Source organism: Enterobacter ludwigii, assembly GCA_023023105.1.
In the GTDB taxonomy this organism is placed as follows: Bacteria; Pseudomonadota; Gammaproteobacteria; order Enterobacterales; family Enterobacteriaceae; genus Enterobacter; species Enterobacter adelaidei.
Map to the genome: position 1 here is coordinate 2,386,554 of CP083824.1, position 20,963 is coordinate 2,407,516.

18 protein-coding genes are annotated in these 20,963 nt (G+C 53.6%); 12 read left to right on the top strand and 6 right to left on the bottom strand.

The window, feature by feature from the left end; translation table 11 throughout:
• Nucleotides 1-10: 10 nt before the first annotated feature.
• Nucleotides 11-3,058 carry a formate dehydrogenase-N subunit alpha gene (fdnG, locus tag LCD46_11575; GenBank protein ID UOY72947.1) on the bottom strand — a complete coding sequence of 1,016 codons (3,048 nt, stop codon included), beginning with the start codon at nucleotides 3,056-3,058 and terminating at the stop codon, nucleotides 11-13.
• A gap of 221 nt (nucleotides 3,059-3,279) precedes the next feature.
• On the opposite strand from fdnG, the gene yddG reads away from it, so the two are divergent.
• From yddG to LCD46_11590, 3 genes are all read left to right on the top strand, one after another.
• Complete coding sequence (gene yddG, locus LCD46_11580) at nucleotides 3,280-4,158, top strand: aromatic amino acid DMT transporter YddG (GenBank protein ID UOY68760.1); 879 nt, start codon at nucleotides 3,280-3,282, stop codon at nucleotides 4,156-4,158.
• Between the two features lie 650 nt (nucleotides 4,159-4,808).
• Entirely contained in the window at nucleotides 4,809-5,891 is a 1,083-nt protein-coding gene (gene ompC / locus LCD46_11585) for a porin OmpC (GenBank protein ID UOY68761.1), read from the top strand.
• Between the two features lie 79 nt (nucleotides 5,892-5,970).
• Nucleotides 5,971-6,411, top strand: coding sequence for a GFA family protein (locus LCD46_11590; protein UOY68762.1), 441 nt, complete (start codon nucleotides 5,971-5,973; stop codon nucleotides 6,409-6,411).
• On the opposite strand, the gene LCD46_11595 is transcribed toward LCD46_11590, so the two are convergent.
• Nucleotides 6,406-7,344: a LysR family transcriptional regulator gene (locus LCD46_11595; GenBank protein UOY68763.1), complete on the bottom strand. Its 939-nt coding sequence runs from the start codon at nucleotides 7,342-7,344 to the stop codon at nucleotides 6,406-6,408. The genes LCD46_11590 and LCD46_11595 overlap by 6 nt on opposite strands.
• A 170-nt stretch (nucleotides 7,345-7,514) precedes the next feature.
• On the opposite strand from LCD46_11595, the gene LCD46_11600 reads away from it, so the two are divergent.
• From LCD46_11600 to LCD46_11630, 7 genes are read left to right on the top strand one after another with little or no spacing between them, the layout of a single operon-like run.
• A complete protein-coding gene (locus LCD46_11600; protein ID UOY68764.1) occupies nucleotides 7,515-8,465 on the top strand; it encodes a branched-chain amino acid ABC transporter permease in 951 nt (316 codons plus the stop codon).
• Nucleotides 8,466-8,473: 8 nt separating this feature from the next.
• Nucleotides 8,474-9,580, top strand: coding sequence for an ABC transporter ATP-binding protein (locus LCD46_11605; protein ID UOY68765.1), 1,107 nt, complete (start codon nucleotides 8,474-8,476; stop codon nucleotides 9,578-9,580).
• A complete protein-coding gene (locus LCD46_11610; GenBank protein UOY68766.1) occupies nucleotides 9,577-10,344 on the top strand; it encodes an ABC transporter ATP-binding protein in 768 nt (255 codons plus the stop codon). The genes LCD46_11605 and LCD46_11610 overlap by 4 nt, the downstream gene beginning before the upstream one ends.
• Complete coding sequence (locus LCD46_11615) at nucleotides 10,337-11,056, top strand: ABC transporter ATP-binding protein (protein UOY68767.1); 720 nt, start codon at nucleotides 10,337-10,339, stop codon at nucleotides 11,054-11,056. The genes LCD46_11610 and LCD46_11615 overlap by 8 nt, the downstream gene beginning before the upstream one ends.
• 28 nt (nucleotides 11,057-11,084) lie before the next feature.
• A complete protein-coding gene (locus LCD46_11620) occupies nucleotides 11,085-12,242 on the top strand; it encodes a branched-chain amino acid ABC transporter substrate-binding protein (GenBank protein UOY68768.1) in 1,158 nt (385 codons plus the stop codon).
• Nucleotides 12,243-12,260: 18 nt separating this feature from the next.
• A complete protein-coding gene (locus tag LCD46_11625; GenBank protein UOY68769.1) occupies nucleotides 12,261-12,743 on the top strand; it encodes an L-2-amino-thiazoline-4-carboxylic acid hydrolase in 483 nt (160 codons plus the stop codon).
• The gene (locus LCD46_11630) at nucleotides 12,740-13,966 is read left to right on the top strand and encodes a Zn-dependent hydrolase (GenBank protein UOY68770.1); all 1,227 of its coding nucleotides are present in this window, start codon (nucleotides 12,740-12,742) and stop codon (nucleotides 13,964-13,966) included. The genes LCD46_11625 and LCD46_11630 overlap by 4 nt, the downstream gene beginning before the upstream one ends.
• Nucleotides 13,967-14,005: 39 nt before the next feature.
• Here the strand turns inward: LCD46_11630 and LCD46_11635 are convergent, their stop codons facing one another.
• Together LCD46_11635 and LCD46_11640 are read right to left on the bottom strand one after the other, a co-directional pair.
• A complete protein-coding gene (locus tag LCD46_11635; protein UOY68771.1) occupies nucleotides 14,006-15,889 on the bottom strand; it encodes a KUP/HAK/KT family potassium transporter in 1,884 nt (627 codons plus the stop codon).
• A gap of 89 nt (nucleotides 15,890-15,978) precedes the next feature.
• Nucleotides 15,979-17,466: an MFS transporter gene (locus LCD46_11640; protein UOY68772.1), complete on the bottom strand. Its 1,488-nt coding sequence runs from the start codon at nucleotides 17,464-17,466 to the stop codon at nucleotides 15,979-15,981.
• Nucleotides 17,467-17,581: 115 nt separating this feature from the next.
• Between LCD46_11640 and LCD46_11645 the strand changes: the two genes are divergently transcribed.
• Nucleotides 17,582-18,157, top strand: coding sequence for a TetR family transcriptional regulator (locus tag LCD46_11645; GenBank protein UOY68773.1), 576 nt, complete (start codon nucleotides 17,582-17,584; stop codon nucleotides 18,155-18,157).
• A 311-nt stretch (nucleotides 18,158-18,468) separates the two neighbouring features.
• Nucleotides 18,469-19,437 (top strand): alpha/beta hydrolase, encoded by a 969-nt coding sequence (locus LCD46_11650; protein UOY68774.1) that lies wholly within the window; start codon nucleotides 18,469-18,471, stop codon nucleotides 19,435-19,437.
• Nucleotides 19,438-19,599: 162 nt separating this feature from the next.
• On the opposite strand, the gene LCD46_11655 is transcribed toward LCD46_11650, so the two are convergent.
• Both LCD46_11655 and LCD46_11660 read right to left on the bottom strand, forming a co-directional pair.
• The gene (locus LCD46_11655; GenBank protein UOY68775.1) at nucleotides 19,600-19,755 is read right to left on the bottom strand and encodes a hypothetical protein; all 156 of its coding nucleotides are present in this window, start codon (nucleotides 19,753-19,755) and stop codon (nucleotides 19,600-19,602) included.
• A gap of 76 nt (nucleotides 19,756-19,831) precedes the next feature.
• Nucleotides 19,832-20,920 (bottom strand): 4-oxalomesaconate tautomerase, encoded by a 1,089-nt coding sequence (locus tag LCD46_11660; GenBank protein UOY68776.1) that lies wholly within the window; start codon nucleotides 20,918-20,920, stop codon nucleotides 19,832-19,834.
• Nucleotides 20,921-20,963: the final 43 nt, after the last annotated feature.

Here is a 20,963-nt window from a genome sequence, read left to right on the forward strand (position 1 = left end):
TAATCGCTCCTTACGCTTTCTCGATGTTAACCAGAAACGCCTTGTACTCCGGCGTTTGCGAGTTGGAATCGCCAACGTTTGGCGTCAGGGTATTGGCGATGTAGCCTTTCTGCGCCACGCCCTCAAAGCCCCAGTGCAGCGGAATACCGACGGTTTCCACCTGCTGCCCGTTCACGTTCAGAGATTGCAAGCGGCGAGTGACTACCGCCACTGCGCGAATAAAGCCGCGCTTGCTGCTCACCTTCACGCGGTCGCCGTTGGCAATGCCCTTCGCTTTTGCCAGGGTTTCGCTTATCTCCACAAACTGTTCCGGCTGGGCGATGGCATTAAGCCGCGCATGCTTGGTCCAGGTGTGGAAGTGCTCGGTCAGGCGATAGGTGGTCCCCACGTACGGGAACTTATCCTTCTTACCTAAACGCAGCACATCGTCCTCATAGATACGCACCACCGGGCTGGAGACCACGTTTGGATGCAGCGGGTTGGTGCCGAGCGGCGTTTCCATCGGCTCGTAGTGTTCCGGGAACGGCCCTTCCGCCAGCTTGTTGAGGGCAAACAGGCGTCCCAGCCCTTCCGGCTGCATGATAAACGGCCCGGTGTTGCTGCCCGGCGCGGCGGTGTTGTAGTCCGGGATATCGTTCCCCGTCCATTTTGTCCCGTTCCACTGAATCAGCATCCGTTTCGGATCCCACGCTTTACCGTCGATATCCGCCGAGGCACGGTTGTAAAGCACACGACGGTTCAGTGGCCATGCCCATGCCCAGCCCAACGTATTGCCCAGCCCGGACGGGTCAGCGTTATCACGGTTAGCCATCTGGTTACCCTGCTCCGTCCAGCTACCGGCGTAGATCCAGCAGGAAGACGCCGTCGTGCCGTCGTCGCGCAGCAGCGCGAAGCTGTTCAGCAGTTGGCCTTTCTTCGCCACCAGGTTGCCCTTAGCGTCATAGAGATCCGCCAGCGCAACGCCATTGTTCTCTTTGGCGACTTCCTCTGACTCAGGATGGTCAGGCTGCTTGTAGTTCCAGCTCATCATCAGCAGCGGCTCAGCGCCTTTGCCGCCTTCGGTGCGGTACATTTCGCGCAGGCGATGGTAAATCCCGGCCAGGATCTCGCCGTCGTTACGCGCTTCGCCCGGAGCGTCCTGGCCTTTCCAGTGCCACTGCAGCCAGCGGCCAGAGTTAGCAATAGACCCGTCTTCTTCCGCAAAGCAGGTGGACGGCAGGCGGAACACTTCGGTCTGAATGGATACGGTATCGACATCGTTCATCTCGCCGTGGTTCTGCCAGAAGTTAGAGGTCTCAGTGACCAGCGGGTCGATAACCACCATGTACTTGAGCTTGCTCAGGCTGCGCACAACCTTGTTTTTATCCGGGAACGAGGCCACCGGGTTGAAGCCCTGGCAGATGTAACCCGTGACGTTGCCTTTATCCATCATGTTGAAATACTTGATGACGTCGTACGCCTGATCCCATTTTGGTAGCCAATCGAAGCCCCAGTCGTTCTCTTTTTGCGCCGCGTCGCCGTAGAAGGATTTCATCAGGCTGACGTAGAACTTCGGATAGTTGCTCCAGTAGTTCACCTGATCCGGCAGCGTCGTTTTTGGCGTATTGGCCTCAAGATACGTTTGCAGATCCGCCTGCTTTTCAGACGGCAGCGTCAGGTAGCCCGGCAGGCTGGTCGACAGTAAACCAAGATCCGTTAAGCCCTGAATATTGGAGTGACCACGCAGGGCGTTAACACCACCACCGGCCATCCCCATATTGCCGAGCAGCAGCTGGATCATCGCCATGGTACGGATGTTTTGCGCACCAACGGTATGCTGCGTCCAGCCCAGCGCATACAGGAACGTGGTGGTTCTGTCGGCGGCACTGGTTGAGGCCAGCACCTCGCAGACTTTCAGGAAGTCCGCTTTCGGCGTGCCGCAGATGTTTTCCACCACCTCCGGCGTATAGCGGGAGACGTGCTGCTTCAGCAGGTTCCACACGCAGCGCGGGTGCGTCAGGGTTTCATCCCGCAGCGCATAGCCGTTTTCATCGAACTGATAGTTCCAGGTCGTTTTATCGTACTGGCGTTTTTCAGCGTCATAGCCGCTAAACAACCCGTTATCGAAGGCAAAATCATCCCGCACCAGCAGGTTCGCGTTGGTGTAGTGCTTAACGTATTCCGCGTTAATTTTGTTGTTTTCGATCAGGTACAGCAGCACGCCGGACAGGAACGTAATGTCCGTACCGGAGCGGATCGGCGCATAGATATCGGCCACCGATGCCGTACGCGTAAAGCGCGGATCGACGACGATAAGCATCGCATCATTGTTATTTTTCGCTTCCATCGCCCAGCGGAACCCCACCGGATGAGCTTCAGCGGCGTTACCGCCCATCACCACCACGACGTTAGCGTTTTTGATATCAACCCAGTGGTTGGTCATCGCACCGCGACCAAATGTTGGAGCAAGACTTGCTACCGTTGGTCCGTGTCAGACGCGCGCCTGGTTGTCTACCGCCAGCATGCCGAGAGAGCGCACAAATTTTTGCGTCAGCATGCCGGTTTCATTACTCGCCGCAGACGCGCACAGCATCCCGGTGGAAAGCCAGCGGTTAACCGTTACGCCCTGAGTATTCTTTTCAATAAAGTTGGTATCGCGGTCGGATTTCATTAATTTGGCGATGCGGGAGAAGGCCTCGTCCCAGGAGATACGCTGCCACTTGTCGGAACCCGGCGCGCGGTATTCCGGGTAGCGCAGGCGGTTTTCGCTGTGAACGTAGTCCAGCAGCCCCGCCCCTTTCGGGCAAAGCGCTCCGCGGCTCACCGGATGATCCGGATCCCCTTCAATATGGTAAATCGCTTCTCTGGCGTTCTTCGCGCCATCGCCCAGGCTATACATTAAAAGCCCACAACCCACGGAGCAGTATGTGCAGGTGTTACGGATCTCTTTTGCGCGCAGCAGCTTATAGTTGCGTGCCTGAGCCAGCGCCATTTTGGGAGCAAATCCCAACATGGCTGCCGTTGTTCCGGCCATACCGCCCGCGCAGATTTTAAAAAATTGTCTGCGGCTGACGTCCATTGTTGTCCTCGTTTTCATATAAGACTTCGCGCCGCAAACTAGCAGTAACTCCCCTGATTTTTTTGCGTCAAATCAAGGTCATCTGTCTTCACCCCCTTAATAGTCACCACCGGTACATTTAAATACCCCTTTTTGATTAACGGTTTAAGAGAATAATTGGCGACAGCGTCAGGATGAATGCGATACATTTTTCCTTTGATTTTTATTGCAATGGCGAAGTAATGGACAGAAAAAAAGCAACGCTTATTGGGCTGGCGGCAATACTGTTATGGAGCACGATGGTTGGGCTCATTCGCAGCGTGAGCGAGGGGTTAGGGCCAGTAGGCGGTGCGGCAATGATCTACACCGTCAGTGGATTATTGTGTCTGGTGACGGTGGGATTTCCTGATATCCGCAAATTCTCGCCACGCTATCTTATTGCAGGCAGCGTGCTGTTTGTCAGCTATGAAATTTGCCTGGCACTCTCGTTGGGCTATGCCGCAACGCGATCGCAGGCCATTGAGGTCGGCATGGTCAATTATCTGTGGCCGAGCCTGACGATTGTATTTGCCATTTTGTTCAACGGGCAAAAATCAACTCTGTGGGTGATCCCCGGCTTAGCCATCTCATTACTGGGCGTCTGCTGGGTATTAGGCGGTGAACAGGGATTACATCTTGAGGAGATCACCCGCAATATCGTTTCCAGTCCACTGAGTTATGCGCTGGCGTTTGCCGGGGCATTTATCTGGGCGGCCTACTGCACCGTAACCAGCAAATTTGCCAAAGGGCAAAACGGTATTACCCTTTTTGTTTTGCTGACTGCGTTGAGTCTTTGGGTGAAATATGCCCTTAGCGAGCAGCCAGAAATGGTATTCAGTGTCCCGGTTGTCGTGAAGCTATTAATGTGCGGTGTTGCTCTGGGTTTTGGCTATGCCTCATGGAATATCGGTATTCTCCATGGCAACGTCACGGTACTTGCCGCCGTATCCTATTTTACCCCTGTACTTTCTGCCGCTCTGGCTGCCGCCCTGCTGAGCTCTCCACTCTCTTTCTCGTTCTGGCAAGGTGCGCTGATGGTCTGCGCCGGGTCGCTGCTTTGCTGGTTCGCGACACGAAAATAAGGGTCCGTCGCTCTGCCGGGAGGCCTGTAACCCGGCAGAAAATTAACATAAATTTAATATGTGATCGCACGTCAAAATATTCATAAGCTCATTAGAGAATGTGTTTAAATTCTGTTTATATTATCGTTGTTTCGCATTCCCCCCTCCTCTCTTCTTGACATAAACTGACACCGTAGCGCAATTACTCTCCTGCGAATATTAACAACCTTAATAGCACAAAGTGCAATAGTGTGTTTCTGTGTGTTTCTGTGTATTTCTGTGTATTTCAGCAAAAAACACGGTAATTACGTGCATTCAATAACCTAACACAATGATTTACGGTAAACAGCTAAGCTTAATTCTACAAAATGCACCGATAAAATTGATAGTAACATAACTAAATTAAACCATTAAAAAACTATATTGCGGATAATAGATCTGATAAGAAAATATACAAAACCCGGTTAAACACTCTTCATTTCATTCTGTTTAGCGACCATTTATCCGATCTCGATCACACTAAAGGAAATTATTAGCAATAATTTGAAACTTATTATTGAAAGGCAACTACAACATTTTTAAAAATAGCATGCCATTGACGAACAGCCTCGTTTAGAAATCGTTCGAAGTGGCTCAGGAAATACTTAAGAAAATTATAAGGAATATTTAAGATGAAACTTAAATTAGTTGCAGTGGCAGTGACTTCCATGTTGGCAGCAGGCGTTGTTAACGCTGCTGAAATTTATAACAAAGACGGTAACAAGCTGGATCTGTACGGTAAAGTAACAGGTCTGCACTATTTCTCTGATGACACCAGCAACGACGGCGACAAAACCTACGTACGTCTGGGCTTCAAAGGTGAAACTCAGATCAACGACCAGATGTCCGGTTACGGTCAGTGGGAATATGAATTCAAAGGCAACAACGATGAAAGCAACGGCGACAAAGGCAACAAAACGCGTCTGGCTTTCGCTGGTCTGAAATTCAACGAATTCGGTTCTTTCGACTACGGTCGTAACTACGGTGTTGCTTACGACATCGGCGCATGGACTGACGTTCTGCCAGAGTTCGGTGGTGATACCTGGACGCAGACTGATGGCTTCATGACTCAGCGTGCCACTGGCGTTGCAACCTACCGTAACACCGACTTCTTCGGTCTGGTTGACGGTCTGAACTTTGCCGCTCAGTACCAGGGTAAAAACAACAAGCGCGACATCACCGAAGCGAACGGTGACGGTTGGGGCTTGTCTTCTACCTATGAAATGGACGGTTTCGGCGTGGGTGCAACCTATGCGAAATCTGACCGTACCAACAATCAGGTTCGTGCTGGTGAAGTGGCTAATACCATGAACGCTGGCGGTGACAACGCAGAAGTTTGGGCCGCTGGCCTGAAATACGATGCAAACAACATCTACCTGGCAAGCACCTACTCTGAAACCCGCAATATGACCAACTTCGGTAAAGGTTATATCGCGAACAAAGCTCAGAACTTTGAAGTTGTTGCTCAGTACCAGTTCGATTTCGGTCTGCGTCCATCCGTTGCTTACCTGAAATCCAAAGGTAAAGACATCGGTACTTATGGCGACCAGGATCTGGTTGAATACGTTGATGTTGGCGCGACTTACTACTTCAACAAGAACATGTCTACCTACGTTGATTACAAAATCAACCTGCTGGACGACAACAAGTTCACCAAAGCTGCGGGTATTGCTACCGACAACATCGTTGCTCTGGGTCTGACTTACCAGTTCTAAGATTTGTCAGTATAAAAAGGCCAGCCTTCGTGGCTGGCTTTTTTTATACCGTTTGACTGGCGTAATAAAGGAGCACGCCATGCACATATTCAAAGGACGCTGTCTATGCGGGATGAGCCAATTCAGCGTTTCCCTCAACAATTTCGACGTCTATGCCTGCCACTGCACGCAATGTCAGAAGTGGTCAGGCGGAATTGCCATGTATCTGGAAGCCGCGGGTAAACCGCTTGTGGAGCAAGACTCGATTGCCCCTTCTCACTTCTCGTCCTCTGCGCGAGGAGAACGCTGGTTCTGTCCGGGGTGTGGTTGTCCTCTGTGGTTCAAGCTGACCTCAACAGCACGCTATTTTATTCCATGGACATTACTTGAGATGAGCGAAGATGAACGACGTCGGCTGGTGCTCGCCGCTGAAATCTATACCGAAACCCAGCCCGCATTCTTTGGTCTGACCGGACAATATGCGCGCTACAGCGGTTCAGAAATTGAAGCCATGGATAAGCACTGTTTGCTTACCTCATAGGAGATTCTCCCCCGCGGCCCGACGAAGCCAGTTTTGCAGTAGCTTACCGTCCTCGGTCATCTCCGAATCCGAACGAACACAGAGGTAGTAGTCGCGCCCGTCATCAATGGGTAAGTCAAATATCTTCACCAGCTCACCACTCTCAAGATAAGGCGCGATCAGCGGCTCACGCATCAACGCGCAGCCCAGCCCGGCCTGTACTCCCGCCAGCGTCAAAAGTCCGTCCTCAAACAGGGGGCCACTGCGCCGCAGAGGGCGTTTCACTCCCTGTAACAGGAACCACTGTGACCATGTGATGCGCTCCTCATCGTGCAGCAACGGCATTTGCAGCAGTTGCTCTGGCGTGTCGATATGGCCATGAATGCGCAAAAATGCACGGCTGCATACAGGCACCATCTGACCGGAGATCAATTTTTCACTCTGATATCCCGCCCACTGACCGTTGCCGAAGCGAATCGACATATCCGACGCATCGCTCAGATAGTTACGATGATTGGCATACACTACGTTGATCTCGGTTTGCGGATTGGCACGCATAAAAGCAGGCAGACGCGGGATAAACCACCCCATGCCAAAAAGCGGGATCAGGCTGATGGTGACCTGACGCGTTTGCGCCTGTTCAGCCAGATGCTCCGTTGCCTGGCGCAACACGTTAAAAGCCGCACGGATGGAGCGGTAATATTCACGTCCTTGCTGGCTCAGCACTAGCCTGCGCCCCTGGCGTTCCGTCAGCGGCATTTGCAGGAACCCTTCGAGCACCTTGAGCTGGTGACTGACAGCAGACGGTGAAATATCCAGCTCCTGTGCCGCCAGCGTAACACTGCCCAACCGGGCGATAGCTTCAAAAGCACGTACAGCCCGTAGCGGCGGATCATTGGCCAGTCGACTTTCTCCATAAATGGGTAGGCCAGGTGACTGTTCTGTTTTATTCATATGTTGATTTCTTTAGGCTTTATATCCGAAAACGGAATTTTTATATTTTCATATAAATCATAAAGATAAAACAATATCTGTTTATCATAAGAAATAATATATGTGTATTTTACAATTTATTTCATTTGTTGGATGGTAGCCGCAGAAAGAGCACTTTGCAGGAACCTACGTTGGATACATTCATACAACAACTGATCAACGGTGTGATGCTGGGAAGCATCTACGCGTTGATCGCGCTGGGCTATACCATGGTGTATGGCATTTTGCGCATTATTAACTTTGCCCATGGCGATATTCTGATGGTGGGTGCATTAACCACACTTTCTGCCATGAACATCCTCAACAATACTTTCCCGCACCTGCCGCTTCTGATTCAGCTCGGTTTTGCCTTGCTGATCGCCATGGCCGTTTGTGCCCTGCTGGCGATGGCCGTGGAGCGCTTTGCCTACCGACGCCTGCGTAACGCGCCGCGTCTGGCACCGCTGATCTCCGGGATTGGCGTCTCGGTGCTGCTGCAAACCGTGGCGATGATCGTCTGGACGCGCAACCCTCTGATGTTCCCTCAGATCCTGCCCATGGAACCGATTGCCGTGACGTCAGGAAGTGAACTGCATCCCCCTGCCATTGTGACCGTCACCGGCATTGTTACCGTGGTGCTGGCGCTTACAGTGATGACAGGGCTATGGCTGCTGGTGGAATACACCCGCCTGGGGCGCGGCATGCGCGCCGTGGCGGAAAACCCGCGCGTGGCTACGCTGATGGGGGTTAACCCCAATGCCATTATTACCCTGACGTTCGCCATTGGCGGCATCTTTGCCGCGCTGGCAGGCGTCATGATGGCCAGCAACTACGGCAACGCCAGCTTCTCGATGGGCTTTTTGCCCGGGATCAAAGCCTTTACCGCCGCCGTGCTGGGAGGCATTGGTAACATTCGTGGCGCCATGATTGGCGGGATCCTGCTCGGCATCATCGAAGCGCTGGGCGCAGGTTACCTGGGTGAACTGACCCACGGCGTCTTTGGCAGCAACTATCAGGACGTCTTTGCCTTCATCGTGCTGATTCTGGTACTGGTCTTCCGTCCGGCAGGTCTGCTGGGTGAGCGTGTGGCAAACCGAGCGTAAGGGATACTATGACAACCGTACAACTACAAACGCCGACCGCTACGCGCAAATTCTGGTCCGGTATGAGTTTGTTCTGCCTCGCGCTGCTGATTGCGCCAGTGGTTGCCAGCCAGCTCGGCGGAAATTACTGGGTGCGCGTCATCGACTTCGCCCTGCTCTACATCATGCTGGCGCTGGGGCTGAACATTGTGGTCGGTTACACCGGCCTGCTGGACATGGGCTTTATCGCCTTTTACGCAGTGGGTGCCTATCTGGCCGCCCTGCTGGCTTCACCGCACCTGCTTGAAGTGTTCCCGATCCTCGCGGTCTGGTTCCCGGACGGGCTGCACACGTCTTATCTGTTGATTATTCCCATAGCGGCACTGGTTGCAGCGGTGTGCGGCATCGTGCTCGGTGCGCCAACGTTAAAGCTTCGTGGGGATTATCTGGCGATCGTGACGCTGGGGTTTGGGGAGATCATCCGCATCCTGATGCGTAACCTCGACCGTCCGGTGAATATCACGAACGGTGCGAAAGGTATTACCGGCGTCGATACCCTGAATCTTTTCGGCCTGAAATTCAGCGGTGTGTATCACTGGTTCGGTTTTAAAGTGCCTGCCCTATGGCTGTGGTACTACCTACTGATGCTGGTGATTGTGGCCATTATTTTTGTTTGCCTGCGCCTGCAACACTCGCGTATTGGTCGCGCCTGGCATGCCATTCGTGAAGATGAGGATGTGGCCCGCGCGATGGGCATCAACGTCCGTAACTATAAGCTACTGGCCTTTGCGATGGGTGCCTCATTTGGCGGCGTGGCGGGTGCCTTGTTCGGCGCGTTTCAGGGCTTTGTCTCCCCGGAATCCTTCACGTTACAGGAATCCATTGCCGTGCTGGCGATGGTGGTGCTGGGCGGTATGGGGCATATTCCGGGCGTGATCCTCGGCGCGATACTGCTTACCGCCCTGCCGGAACTGCTGCGCAGTCAGGCAGCCCCGGTTCAGCAGGCGCTGTTCGGTACGGTGCTGATTGACCCCGAAGTGTTGCGTCAGCTGTTCTACGGCCTGGCGCTGGTGCTGGTCATGCTGGTTCGTCCTGCCGGGATCTGGCCGGTACGCCACAAGGAGGTGAATACATGAGTCTGTTAACCGTACGCAACATGTCCAAACGTTTCGGTGGGCTTACCGCCGTGGATGACGTTTCGATCGCCGTGAACAAGGGTGAAATCTACGGACTGATAGGTCCTAACGGGGCGGGAAAAACCACCTGCTTTAACCTGATCACCGGGCTTTATCCGGCGGACAGCGGTGAATTTTCAATCGCCGATAAGCCCTATTTCCCCAGACACATTGAGAAGGTCACCGCCGCCGGGATTGCGCGAACCTTCCAGAACGTGCGCCTCTTTAACGACATGTCGGTGCTGGAAAACGTAATGGTGGGTCGCCACGTGCGCACCCGTAACGGTCTTTGGGAAGCGCTGAGCCGCCACAAACGCGCCCGCGCAGAAGAAATGCAAACCCGTGAGCTGGCCTGGCACTGGCTGGAATACACCGGCATTGCGAAGTTCGCCCACTACCGTGCCTGCGATCTGGCCTACGGCCATCAGCGTCGACTTGAAATCGCCCGAGCGCTGGCAACCGACCCTCTGCTGCTGGCACTGGACGAACCCGCCGCCGGGATGAATGCAGCAGAAAAAGTAGCGCTTGGCGAGTTACTCATCCGACTACGTGATGACGGTAAAACCCTGCTGATGATTGAACATGACGTCAAGCTCGTGATGGGCATCTGCGATCGCCTGACGGTGCTGGATTACGGCAAAACGCTCGCCAGCGGCACGCCCGAGAGCGTTCGTCGCGACCCGGCAGTGATCGCCGCCTGGCTTGGAGGCAACGCCCATGTCTGAATTACTGAAAGTGGAACGCGTGGACGTGCATTACGGCGGTATTCAGGCCGTACGCGATGTCTCTTTTACCCTGCACGAGGGCGAGCAGGCCACGCTGATCGGCGCTAACGGTGCGGGTAAAAGCTCCACCGTGCGCGCCATTACCGGGCTGGAAAACTTTAGCGGTCGTATTGAATTCAACGGTAAAGCGGTGCGTAAGCACAAGCCCGAAACCCTGCTCCGTGACGGACTGGTGATGGTCCCGGAAGGCCGGGGAATCTTCTCCCGAATGACGGTGCTGGAAAACCTGCAGATGGGCGCCTGGCTCAGGCGTGACACTGTCACCGTAAAGCGCGAGATGAACGAGATTTTCGAGCGCTTCCCGCGTCTGGGCGAGCGCCAGCATCAACTTGCCGGGTTGCTGTCCGGCGGAGAGCAACAGCTGCTGGCCCTTAACCGCGCCCTGCTCAGTCGCCCGCGACTTTTGATCCTCGACGAACCCTCAATGGGACTTGCACCGAAGATGGTAGAAAACATTTTTGCCGTCATAGCCGGCCTGCGCGAGCGCGGCGTTGCCCTGCTGCTCATCGAACAAAACGCCCGCCTGGCGCTGGAAGTCACCGACAGCGCGTGGGTGATGGACAGTGGCAGCATTGTTCATCACGGCGAATCGAAAGCGCTGCTCAATGACGACCAGATTGCACAGATTTATTTGGGCGAAATGCCCGCTTAACAACACTAACCAGCATCAGGGAAATACAATGAAAACAGTAAAAATCAGCGCGCTCAGCGCCGCTATTCTGCTCGGTGGTTTTGCCTCAACGGGCGCATGGGCCGCCGACAGTGAAACCGTGGTTATCGGTCTGGCGGGCCCGCTCACTGGACCATCGGCCCGTATCGGTAAAGATCTGGAGAATGGCGCACAGCTGGCGATTGATGACATCAACAAGCAGCACCCGACCATCGGCGGCAAAGCGGTGACATTCAAACTGCAGTCCGAAGACGATCAGTCTGACCCGCGCACCGCCGTGGCCGTGGCGCAACGTCTGGTGGATAGCGGCGTGGCGGGCGTTGTCGGTCACTGGAACACCGGTACCAGTATTCCGGCTGCGCGTGTGTATCACGATGCCGGTATCGCTCAGGTTGCGCCCGTAGCGACCGGTCACGCCTATACCAAACAGGGTTTCGATACCAGCTTCCGCGTGATGGGCCACGACGATGACGGCGGCCAGTTGGCCGGACAGTACGCGGTAAATACCCTGAAAGCGAAACGCATTGCGGTGATTGACGACCGTACCGCGTTTGGTCAGGGGCTGGCGGACCAGTTCATTAAATCGCTGGAAGCACAGGGCGTGAAGGTTGTCGATCGTCAGTACGTTGATGACAAAACGGTGGACTTCAGCGCCGTACTGACCGCCATCCGGAGTAAAAACGCCGATCTGATCTTCTTCGGCGGCGTCGACAGCCAGGCCGCACCGCTGGCGCGTCGTATCAAACAGCTGGGCATGAACGCCACGCTGATGGGCGCAGGCGGATTTGTCAGCCAGACGTTCCTGCAGCTGGCGCAGAAAGAAGGCGAAGGCGTGGTCGCGCTGGAGCCGGGTCTGCCCGTTGACCAGATGCCGGGTGGAAAGGCATTCGAACAGGCCTATCAGGCCCGCTACCACACCCATATCGAACTGCACGCCCCGTTCGCCTATGACGCCACCCGCGTGCTGGTTGCGGCGATGGAAAAAGCAGATTCCGTTGAGCCGTCCGAATATCTGCCCGCCCTGCGCGCCATCAGCTACTCCGGCGTCACCGGCCAGATAGCGTTTGATAAAGAAGGTAACCTGAAATCGCCGTCTTTCACCGTTTACAAAGTTGTCGACGGCAAATGGCAGCCGCAAACCGTGCTGGGTGGCACAAAAGCGAAGTAACGCAGTGAGGGCAATGTGATGAGTGATAATAACGAGCTGGGCATTCTCGCCCGCCGCAAAATTGAAGCAGAAATTATTAAGCCAATTTATGAAATCCTGGTGCGCGAGATAGGGAAAACCCGCGCCCAGGCGGTCATTGGTGAGGCCATTGAGCAGGCCGCGATTGACGCAGGCAAAGCGTTTGCCAGCAAAGAACCCAACGGCGCGGACGTAAAGAGTTTTATCGCACTGCAATATCTGTGGGAGAAAGATAACGCGCTTGAGGTGAAGGTGATTGACGCCGACGACCAGCAGTACAACTACAACGTGACCCGTTGCCGCTACGCGGAGATGTATCACGAAATGGGGCTGGGCGAGATTGGTCATCTGCTCTCCTGCGCGCGCGATGAAAAATTCATCGTTGGCTATGCACCGGACGTGGAACTGACCCGCACCACCACCATCATGCAGGGCGGTTCATGCTGTGATTTCCGCTACCGCAGCAGTAAGGACAAGACATGATCCGCGTCAACGCCGAACGACTGTGGTCAACGCTTGAGATGATGGCGCAGATCGGCGGCACGCCTGCCGGTGGCGTCACCCGTCTGGCACTGAGCGAGGAAGATCGTATTGCGCGAAACCTGCTGCGCGGCTGGGCGCTGGACGCGGGTTTCACCTGCGACGTCGACAGCATGGGCAATATGTTTATCCGTCGCCCGGGGAAAAACCCGCAGCTTGCCCCGGTCATGACGGGTTCACATGTGGATACCCAGCCGCAGGGCGGTAACTACGACGGTGTTTACGGCGTGCTGGCAGGGCTGGAGCTGCTGCGAACCCTTAACGATCATCACGTTGAGACTGAACGTGACGTTGTGCTGGTGAACTGGACTAACGAAGAAGGTGCGCGCTTTGCGCCAGCCATGCTCTCTTCAGGGGTCTGGACGGAGCAATTTAGCGAAGCGTACGCGCATGCCCGTGCGGATAACGATGGCATCACCGTGGGCGAAGCGCTGGATAGCATTGGCTACCGGGGTGAAATCCCTGCTCGCGCGTTTCCTGTTCACGCCTGCTACGAACTGCACATCGAGCAGGGACCGATCCTGGAAGATGAAGCCATCGATATCGGCTTAGTCCGCGCGGCAATGGGCCAGCGCTGGTTTACCCTGACGCTGGACGGATTTGCCGCCCACGCAGGCACCACGCCGATGCACAGCCGCCGCGACGCGCTGACCGCCTTCGCAGAGCTGGCGCTGAAGGTGGAAGAGATTGGCTATCGGCATGCCCCAGACGGACGCGCGACGATCGGTATGGCGCAGGTTACGCCAAACTCGCGCAACGTCGTGCCGTCTCGCGTGGAATGCAGCGTTGAGTTTCGCCACCCGGAGCAGCAGGCGCTGGAAACCATGGAGGCGGCGCTGCATAAGGTGGCTGAAAGCCTGAGCCTGCGCGGCGTGTCGGCTCTCGTTGAACGTATTTTTGACTACGCGCCCATCGCGTTTGATGCCGAATGCCTGGCTCGTACGGAGAAGGCCGTGGCGAAACTGGGCTATTCGTCGAAACCGATGGTCTCCGGCGCGGGTCACGACACCTGCTATGTCAGCAAAATTGCGCCCGCCAGCATGATCTTTATCCCCTGCGTGAAAGGCATTAGCCATAACGAAGCGGAAAGGATCCTGCCAGAATGGTCGGAGAAAGGGGCGAATGTGTTATTGCATAGTGTCCTGTCTGCGGCGCTTGAGAAATAGAATGGTGCGAAAGCAGAGGACCTCTGCTTTCGCCAGAGTCTACACGGCAACGCGTCGGCTGATTTCGACAACTCTGTCGCTGGGAAGGTGATAGTGGTTGATGACGTGCGTGCAGTTGCGCTTCATGAAAGCAAAAATATGCCGTTGCCATGCTGCCATACCCGCGGTTCCATCACCGGCTACGATAGTTTCATGTCCAACATACCAGGTGGCATCATCATTCGCGAACAGCACGTTGATTTCACTGACACCCTGCAACAAATGCGGGATATCCGGGTGCTCCATAAAACCGTATTGTGCCACGCCGTGCCAGTAACCTGGCGCGCGCTGCTCTACCCTGATCCGTTGTTCTTCCCCAACATAGGGCACATTCAGGATATCAATAGTCAGCGATAACACATCTCGCTGTAGCACCTTGTTGCGCGCAACATGCCAGCGCATGACCGGCGGGATATTGTTCTGTGTACGGGTCAAAAAAACGGCGGAACCTGCAACTCTGGGTACCGTCTTTTGCTGAAGCTGGTTAAAGAACGCATCCACGCTGATGCCCTTCTCGCCCACCGATGCGGATACCGCCTTAACGCCGCGGTGCCAGATCAGCATCACCGTACAAATCGCTGCGGCCATCAGCAGCGGAATATAGCCGCCTTCCAGGACCTTAATCAGATTGGCAAACAAGAAGGTGGCATCAATCACCAGGAAACAGAGGGCAATAACCGCGCTGCTGACCCGGCTCCAGTGCCACACTTCCCGCATTGCCACAAATAGCAGGCCCGTCGTCATCAGCATGGTTAATGACACGGCAATACCGTATGCAGCAGCAAGCTTGTCGGAAGATTTGAAAAACACCACCAGCCCAATCGTTACCACCATAAGCAGCCAATTGATTGTGCCTATATAGATTTGACCGTAGCTTTCTGCCGCCGTCTGTTTGATCCGTAAACGGGGTAACCAGCCGAGCTGAATAGCCTGCCGCGTCATGGAAAAAGCGCCCGTAATTATCGCCTGACTGGCGATTATCGTCGCCAGTGCGGCAAGAATAATGAGCGGAAACTGCATCACAGGCGGACACAGCATAAAGAAAAGGTTTTGTTTACTGTCGGCTCCGGCCAGGATCAGCGCGGATTGCCCCGCATAATTGAGCAGCAATGCGGGAAATACGACACCGTACCAGGCAAGCCAGATGGGTTTTTTACCGAAATGCCCCATATCGGCGTACAGCGCTTCAGCACCAGTCACACAGAGAAAAACGCCCCCCAGGACCAGAAAACTGGTGTACCCGTTCGAAAACAAAAACGCGATGCCATACGCAGGATTCAGCGCCAGCAATACCGATGGGTGCTGAATGATCCCCCATACGCCCAACGCTGCAATTGCAAAAAACCACAGCGCCATGATCGGACCAAATATCTTTCCTATACGAGCGGTACCAAAAGGTTGGATCAGAAAAAGTGCCAGTAAAACCATGACCGTGAGCGGCAATATATACGGCTGCGATTCAGGAAAAACAATTTCCAGCCCTTCCAGAGCGGAAAGTACGGAGATTGCCGGGGTTATCGCGCCATCACCGTAAATCAACGCAGCGCCGATAAGTGCGGAAAAAATGACCCAGCGCCCGCCTTTCCCTTTTTCCACCAGAAGCGACATCAATGCCATGATGCCGCCCTCGCCATGATTATCAATTCGCATGGCGAATGCAGCATATTTTATGGATGTCACCAGGATGAGTGTCCAGGTAATCAGCGAGAGCAGTCCCAGAACCACTGCGGGCGTAGGATCATGCTCAGAGAGCGACAACACGGTCCTGAAGGTATAGAGCGGACTGGTGCCAATATCACCAAAAACGACACCCAGCGCACCACCGGCAAGCAGGGTTAACCGGGAGAACGGTTGGCGCGATTCACTGCGGTGGAGCAGGCTCATATTTTCCAGCAAGAGTCAGATAATCCTTTAAAAAACATAGTGCATCTGCCCCACTGACGCCAACCATAAACCTGGTTTTCCGGATCTATTTACCGCGGGTTGACCTTAGCCAGGCTAAACCAAACGCCAACGGCCAGCAACAGCAGCATTCCCCCAGCACTCCCCAACGCTACGCTATGCGAAGTGATAAACGCGCTTTTCGCTGCTTCAATCAGTGTTTCCGCCATCGTGGGTGTCAGATCCTGCGCCACCTTCATCGCTTCACCAATGGATGACGACGCTTTGTCGACGAGAGAAGCATTCAGCCCCTGTGGCAATTCGATCGACGCCGTGAAGCTGCGGGTCAACAGCAGACCAAAAATGGCGATCCCCAGACCGGCACCCAGTTCATACGACATGGTTTCAATCGCTCCTGCTGCAGCGGCTTTCTCTTTAGGCGCAGCAGCCATGATCGCTGAGGTTGAAGCCAACAGCGCGCTGGCAGCACTGAAGCCCAGCAGCACCATCAGGCACCACGCCTGCCACTGCTGGGTGCTGAAGTCGAGCAGCGACAGACCAATAAAACTGACGGCACTCAGCCCCATTCCGCCAGCGGCGACGATGCGTAACCCCAGATGTCCAACCAGTACACCGGCGATCGGCCCACTGAAGCCGCTGGCAACCATCAGAGGCAGCATAAACATCCCCGCTTCAAACGGCGTAAAGCCGTGAACAAACTGCAGCTCCTGAGCCATCAGCAGCTCAAACCCGACCAGCGCAATCATCGCAGTCATCGCCATTACCACGCCACTCAAAATGATGCGGTGGCAGAACAGACGCATGTCGATCATCGGCACGCGAGCACGAAGCTGAATACGCACGAAGATAAACAGCAGCACCGAGCCGGTAACCAGCGCGGACACGACGACGCCTGGTGCCAGGACGCCTTTTAGCGCGGTCTTCGCACTGTAGACCAGCAGTAAAATCGCCGCGATTAGCATGATGGCATGGCTAATATTAAGCGGTTGTTCCGGGCGACCCTGCTGACGCGGCACAAAACGTGCGGCCAGCGAAACCACGACCAATACAATGGGTACGTTGATTAAAAATACCGATCCCCAGTAAAAATGTTCGAGCAGCATACCGCCAATCAGCGGACCAAATGCTGCGCCACCGGACCCCACAGCCGCCCAGACACCAAGCGCGATATTACGATCCCGCGCTTCAGTAAACAGCGTGCGGATACCCGCGAGCGTAGCCGGAATAATCATCGCCGCACCAATCGCCAGCGAGGCGCGCGCCGCAATCAGCCATCCAGCAGACGGGGCAAACGCGGCCGCCAGCGATGACAAACCAAACAACGTACTGCCGATCATTAACAGCCGTTTGAAACCAATACGATCGCCCAGTGCGCCCATCGGCAGCACCATCCCCGCCATCACCAGCGAGTAAATATCGATGATCCAAAGCAATTCATTGCCGCTGGCCCCCAGCGTCATACTCAATGTCGGCGCCGCCACGTGCAGCACCGTTGCGTCGATCGCTACCGGGATATACACCAGCACGATAATCACTAACGCTAACCACTGACGAAACATAAATTTCCTTTTAATTAAATCATGGACACATGTCCAGAATGCGATCCTACGTAAAGTTGAACGCGTGTCCAGCTTTTTGTTACACTCGTTTCATTCCTATTGAGAGTGAGTCGAAATGCAATATCTGAGCAAGGATGAACGGCGGGAAGACATCTTACAGGCCGCCATGCGCGTGGCGCTGTCCGAAGGACTGGCGGCAATGACGGTACGCCGCATTGCAGCTGAAGCTGGGGTCGCGACCGGACAGGTTCACCATCATTTTACCTCCGGCGGGGAGCTAAAATCGCTGGCTTTTGTTCGCTTGATCCGTGAACTGCTGGATGCAGATGTCGTCGGCAAACAGGCTGGCTGGCGGGAGCAGCTTCATGCCATGCTCGGGAGCGATGATGGCATGTTTGAACCTTACATTCGCCTGTGGCGTGAAGCACAGATCCTGGCCAACCGCGATGCTGACATTAAGGGTGCCTATATTATGACCATGGAAATGTGGCACCAGGAAACGGTGGCGCTAATCAAAGCGGGAACGGAGGCCGGGGTATTTCGTCCTGGCGATAGAGCGGAAAATATCGCCTGGCGCTTGATTGGTCTGGTGTGCGGTCTGGACGGGATGTATATCTTAAACATGCATGAAATGGACGAAGCCGCGTTTAATAGGCATCTCGATAAATTGATCGACCTTGAATTGAATTAATCATCGTTAGACGTTATTTAACCCATACATTAAGAGCCTGCTGTAGAGTACAGGTTCTTAATCTGCGCAGACACCCTTTCACACACATTCAAGCCATGAATATTTAACACAAAATCAGAAATAATGCGAGCCACCTCAAATTCCTTAACAAAAGAAACATATTGCACTAAATCACTTGCGTTCTCATATACACTTCATACTGCCCTTCCAATAAAAAGGAAAATTTAACCGCAAAGTGAATCAGACAATTTTAGAATAGATTTCCTACATTACAAACAAAGATAACTTTTTACTCAACGTGGGATTAAATCATGCCTTCATATGTTATGTCTGTTCGGAAAGCATCAAGAGGTAAATTTACCTCCGATATTGGTGGAACAAGCTATTTGGTTGTTCCTGATGGAGAGGACCCCAGTCCCGACCATGCCATTCCTGAACAAAAATGGTTTGATCAAGTTATACAAGGTGCACAGTGGAAAAACGAGAAAGGCGAAAAGCGAGGGGATTTACTTTTTTCTGTGCATGGTTACAACATGAGCGAGAGCGAAGTGATCGAGCGACACAGACTTTTGGCAAACGGATTGTCTGATATTGGTTTTAAAGGAATAGTGGTTTCCTTTGACTGGCCAAGTGATGACAAGGCGCTGGCCTATTTACCTGACCGTCACAAGGCAAAACTTACCGCAATGCGCCTTATGACAGAAGGAATTTCCTACGTATCAGAAAAACAAAAACCCGACTGTCCGATTAATATTCATGTTTTGGGTCATTCTACTGGGGCTTATGTGCTCACTGAAGCATTTGATGATGCGGATGATACCAACCTGCCAAATAGTGCCTGGAAAGTGAGCCAGATCATTTTCGTCGCAGGCGATGTATCGAGCAGCGTAATGTCAAACCCTGACCCGCGAAGTGATTCTATTTACCGTCATGGTATTCGTCTAACTAATTATTCCAGCCGTCGTGACCAGGCTCTGGATATATCGAATGTGAAACGTGTCGGCGTTGCTCCTCGGGTTGGGCGTGTGGGTCTTCCTGAGAACGCACCTTCAAATGCAATAAATGTAGACTGTACAAAGTATTACGAAAAACTAGAAAGTGACTCTGCTATTCTCGTACAGGATGAACCCGCAGGGATCAAAGGAATGCCATCACATTCGTGGTATTTCGGAAATAAAGTATTTACCCGAGATCTGTTTTGCACACTGATTGGCATTGATCGCTATGTTATTCCAACCCGATCGGTTGACGGCGAAGGAAAAACAATCCTGATACGCTAGCCGGAAATTGTGACAGGTGCCGGGTGGCGGCTACGCCTTACCCGGCCTACTGTTTTATCCGTTCCAGATCCGGTAAGGCGTAGCCGCCATCGGACAATTAAGACTGCAGCATGCCATGCTGCATCAGGAAACCCCACCAGGGAATGCCGAGGAACATGTGAACTAAAAACGTGCAGTCGGGAGCAGTGGCTGAATAAAGAAAAGAGAAGCAAGCTCAGCAAGCCCTGATAATGCCAGGGCCAGAATCACGCGAATATGCGCACTGGCTTTTACAGGATCAGGAGCCCTCTGGGTATTGTTAGCATGAGTTAACGCCATAATAACCTCAGTATTATAGTTAAGGTACAGAATGTAATTTTTTTAATGCTGGTTGTTTATTTGATTAATATTTTCATCAATCAACTTCAGATAATATATTTTCAGGCACACAAACAACACCTTCAAATAACTTGCGTGAAGTACGAATAACAGCCGCACGGGTGTTTTCGATTTTGTCACCCTCCCTCAATAATGAAACGGATATTTTTCCGCAGGGGTGTTCAATATCAATAATATTGGTAAATAACCCCTTTGGACGGTCGGCGATGATTTTAAAGGCCACTGAGCCCTCAATCAGCGTCGCGGTCGATATGCCGATCGAACCGGTAATGGCCAGCGACTTATGGCATGTATGTGGCATGAAATAACGAACCTGGAGCGTTCCGCCTTTACATGCCCGACTGAGGAGAACCGGTTTAGGGATCACTTTGTTCGATACATCCCCTAATCCCATCGCCGTGCCAGCCTGGCGCCGCACCCTCTCCAGCCTTTCTTTAAACTCACGATCGGCATCTAACTCTGCCGGTGACTCCCCTCCTGTTTTCCCTAGTGCTGATGCCTCAATCAGCACCATCGGCATCGCCATATCAATACAGGTGACTTCGATACCATCGAATACATCCGTCACGCTGTCGGTCGGCAGCAGTTTCCCTGTTTTAGACCCCGCAGAATTCAGGAACGTTAAGCCAATCGGTGCCGCTGTACCCGGCACACCGTCGATTTGGGTATCGCCTTCATACTCAACCCAATAGTCTGGCGTCTGAACTTCAGCATCAACCAGAGTACCAGTGTTGAGATTGCGGATACGCACCGTCGTCACCGGGCTTTGCGCCTTCACCAGCCCTTTTTCAATGGCAAAAGGCCCCACGGCGCAGAGCATATTCCCGCAATTTGGTGTGGTATCGACACGACGTTCGTTCACCATCACCTGTGCGAATAAGTAATCTACATCCGCGTCCGGACTGTTGGACGGACTGACGATCGCCACCTTACTGGTTTGTAGGCTTCCGCCACCAATGCCGTCAATTTCGAGTTCATGGCCTGCGCCCATTAGGCTGAGTAATACCGCGTCACGCGCTTCGGTTTCCGCCGGCAGGTCGCTGGCCAGAATGACGGGACCTTTTGACGTACCGCCACGCATTAATACGCAAGGGATCTTTAACATGTCTTTTTCTTATTTCGTTTTTATCAGGAACGCAATAAGGTTT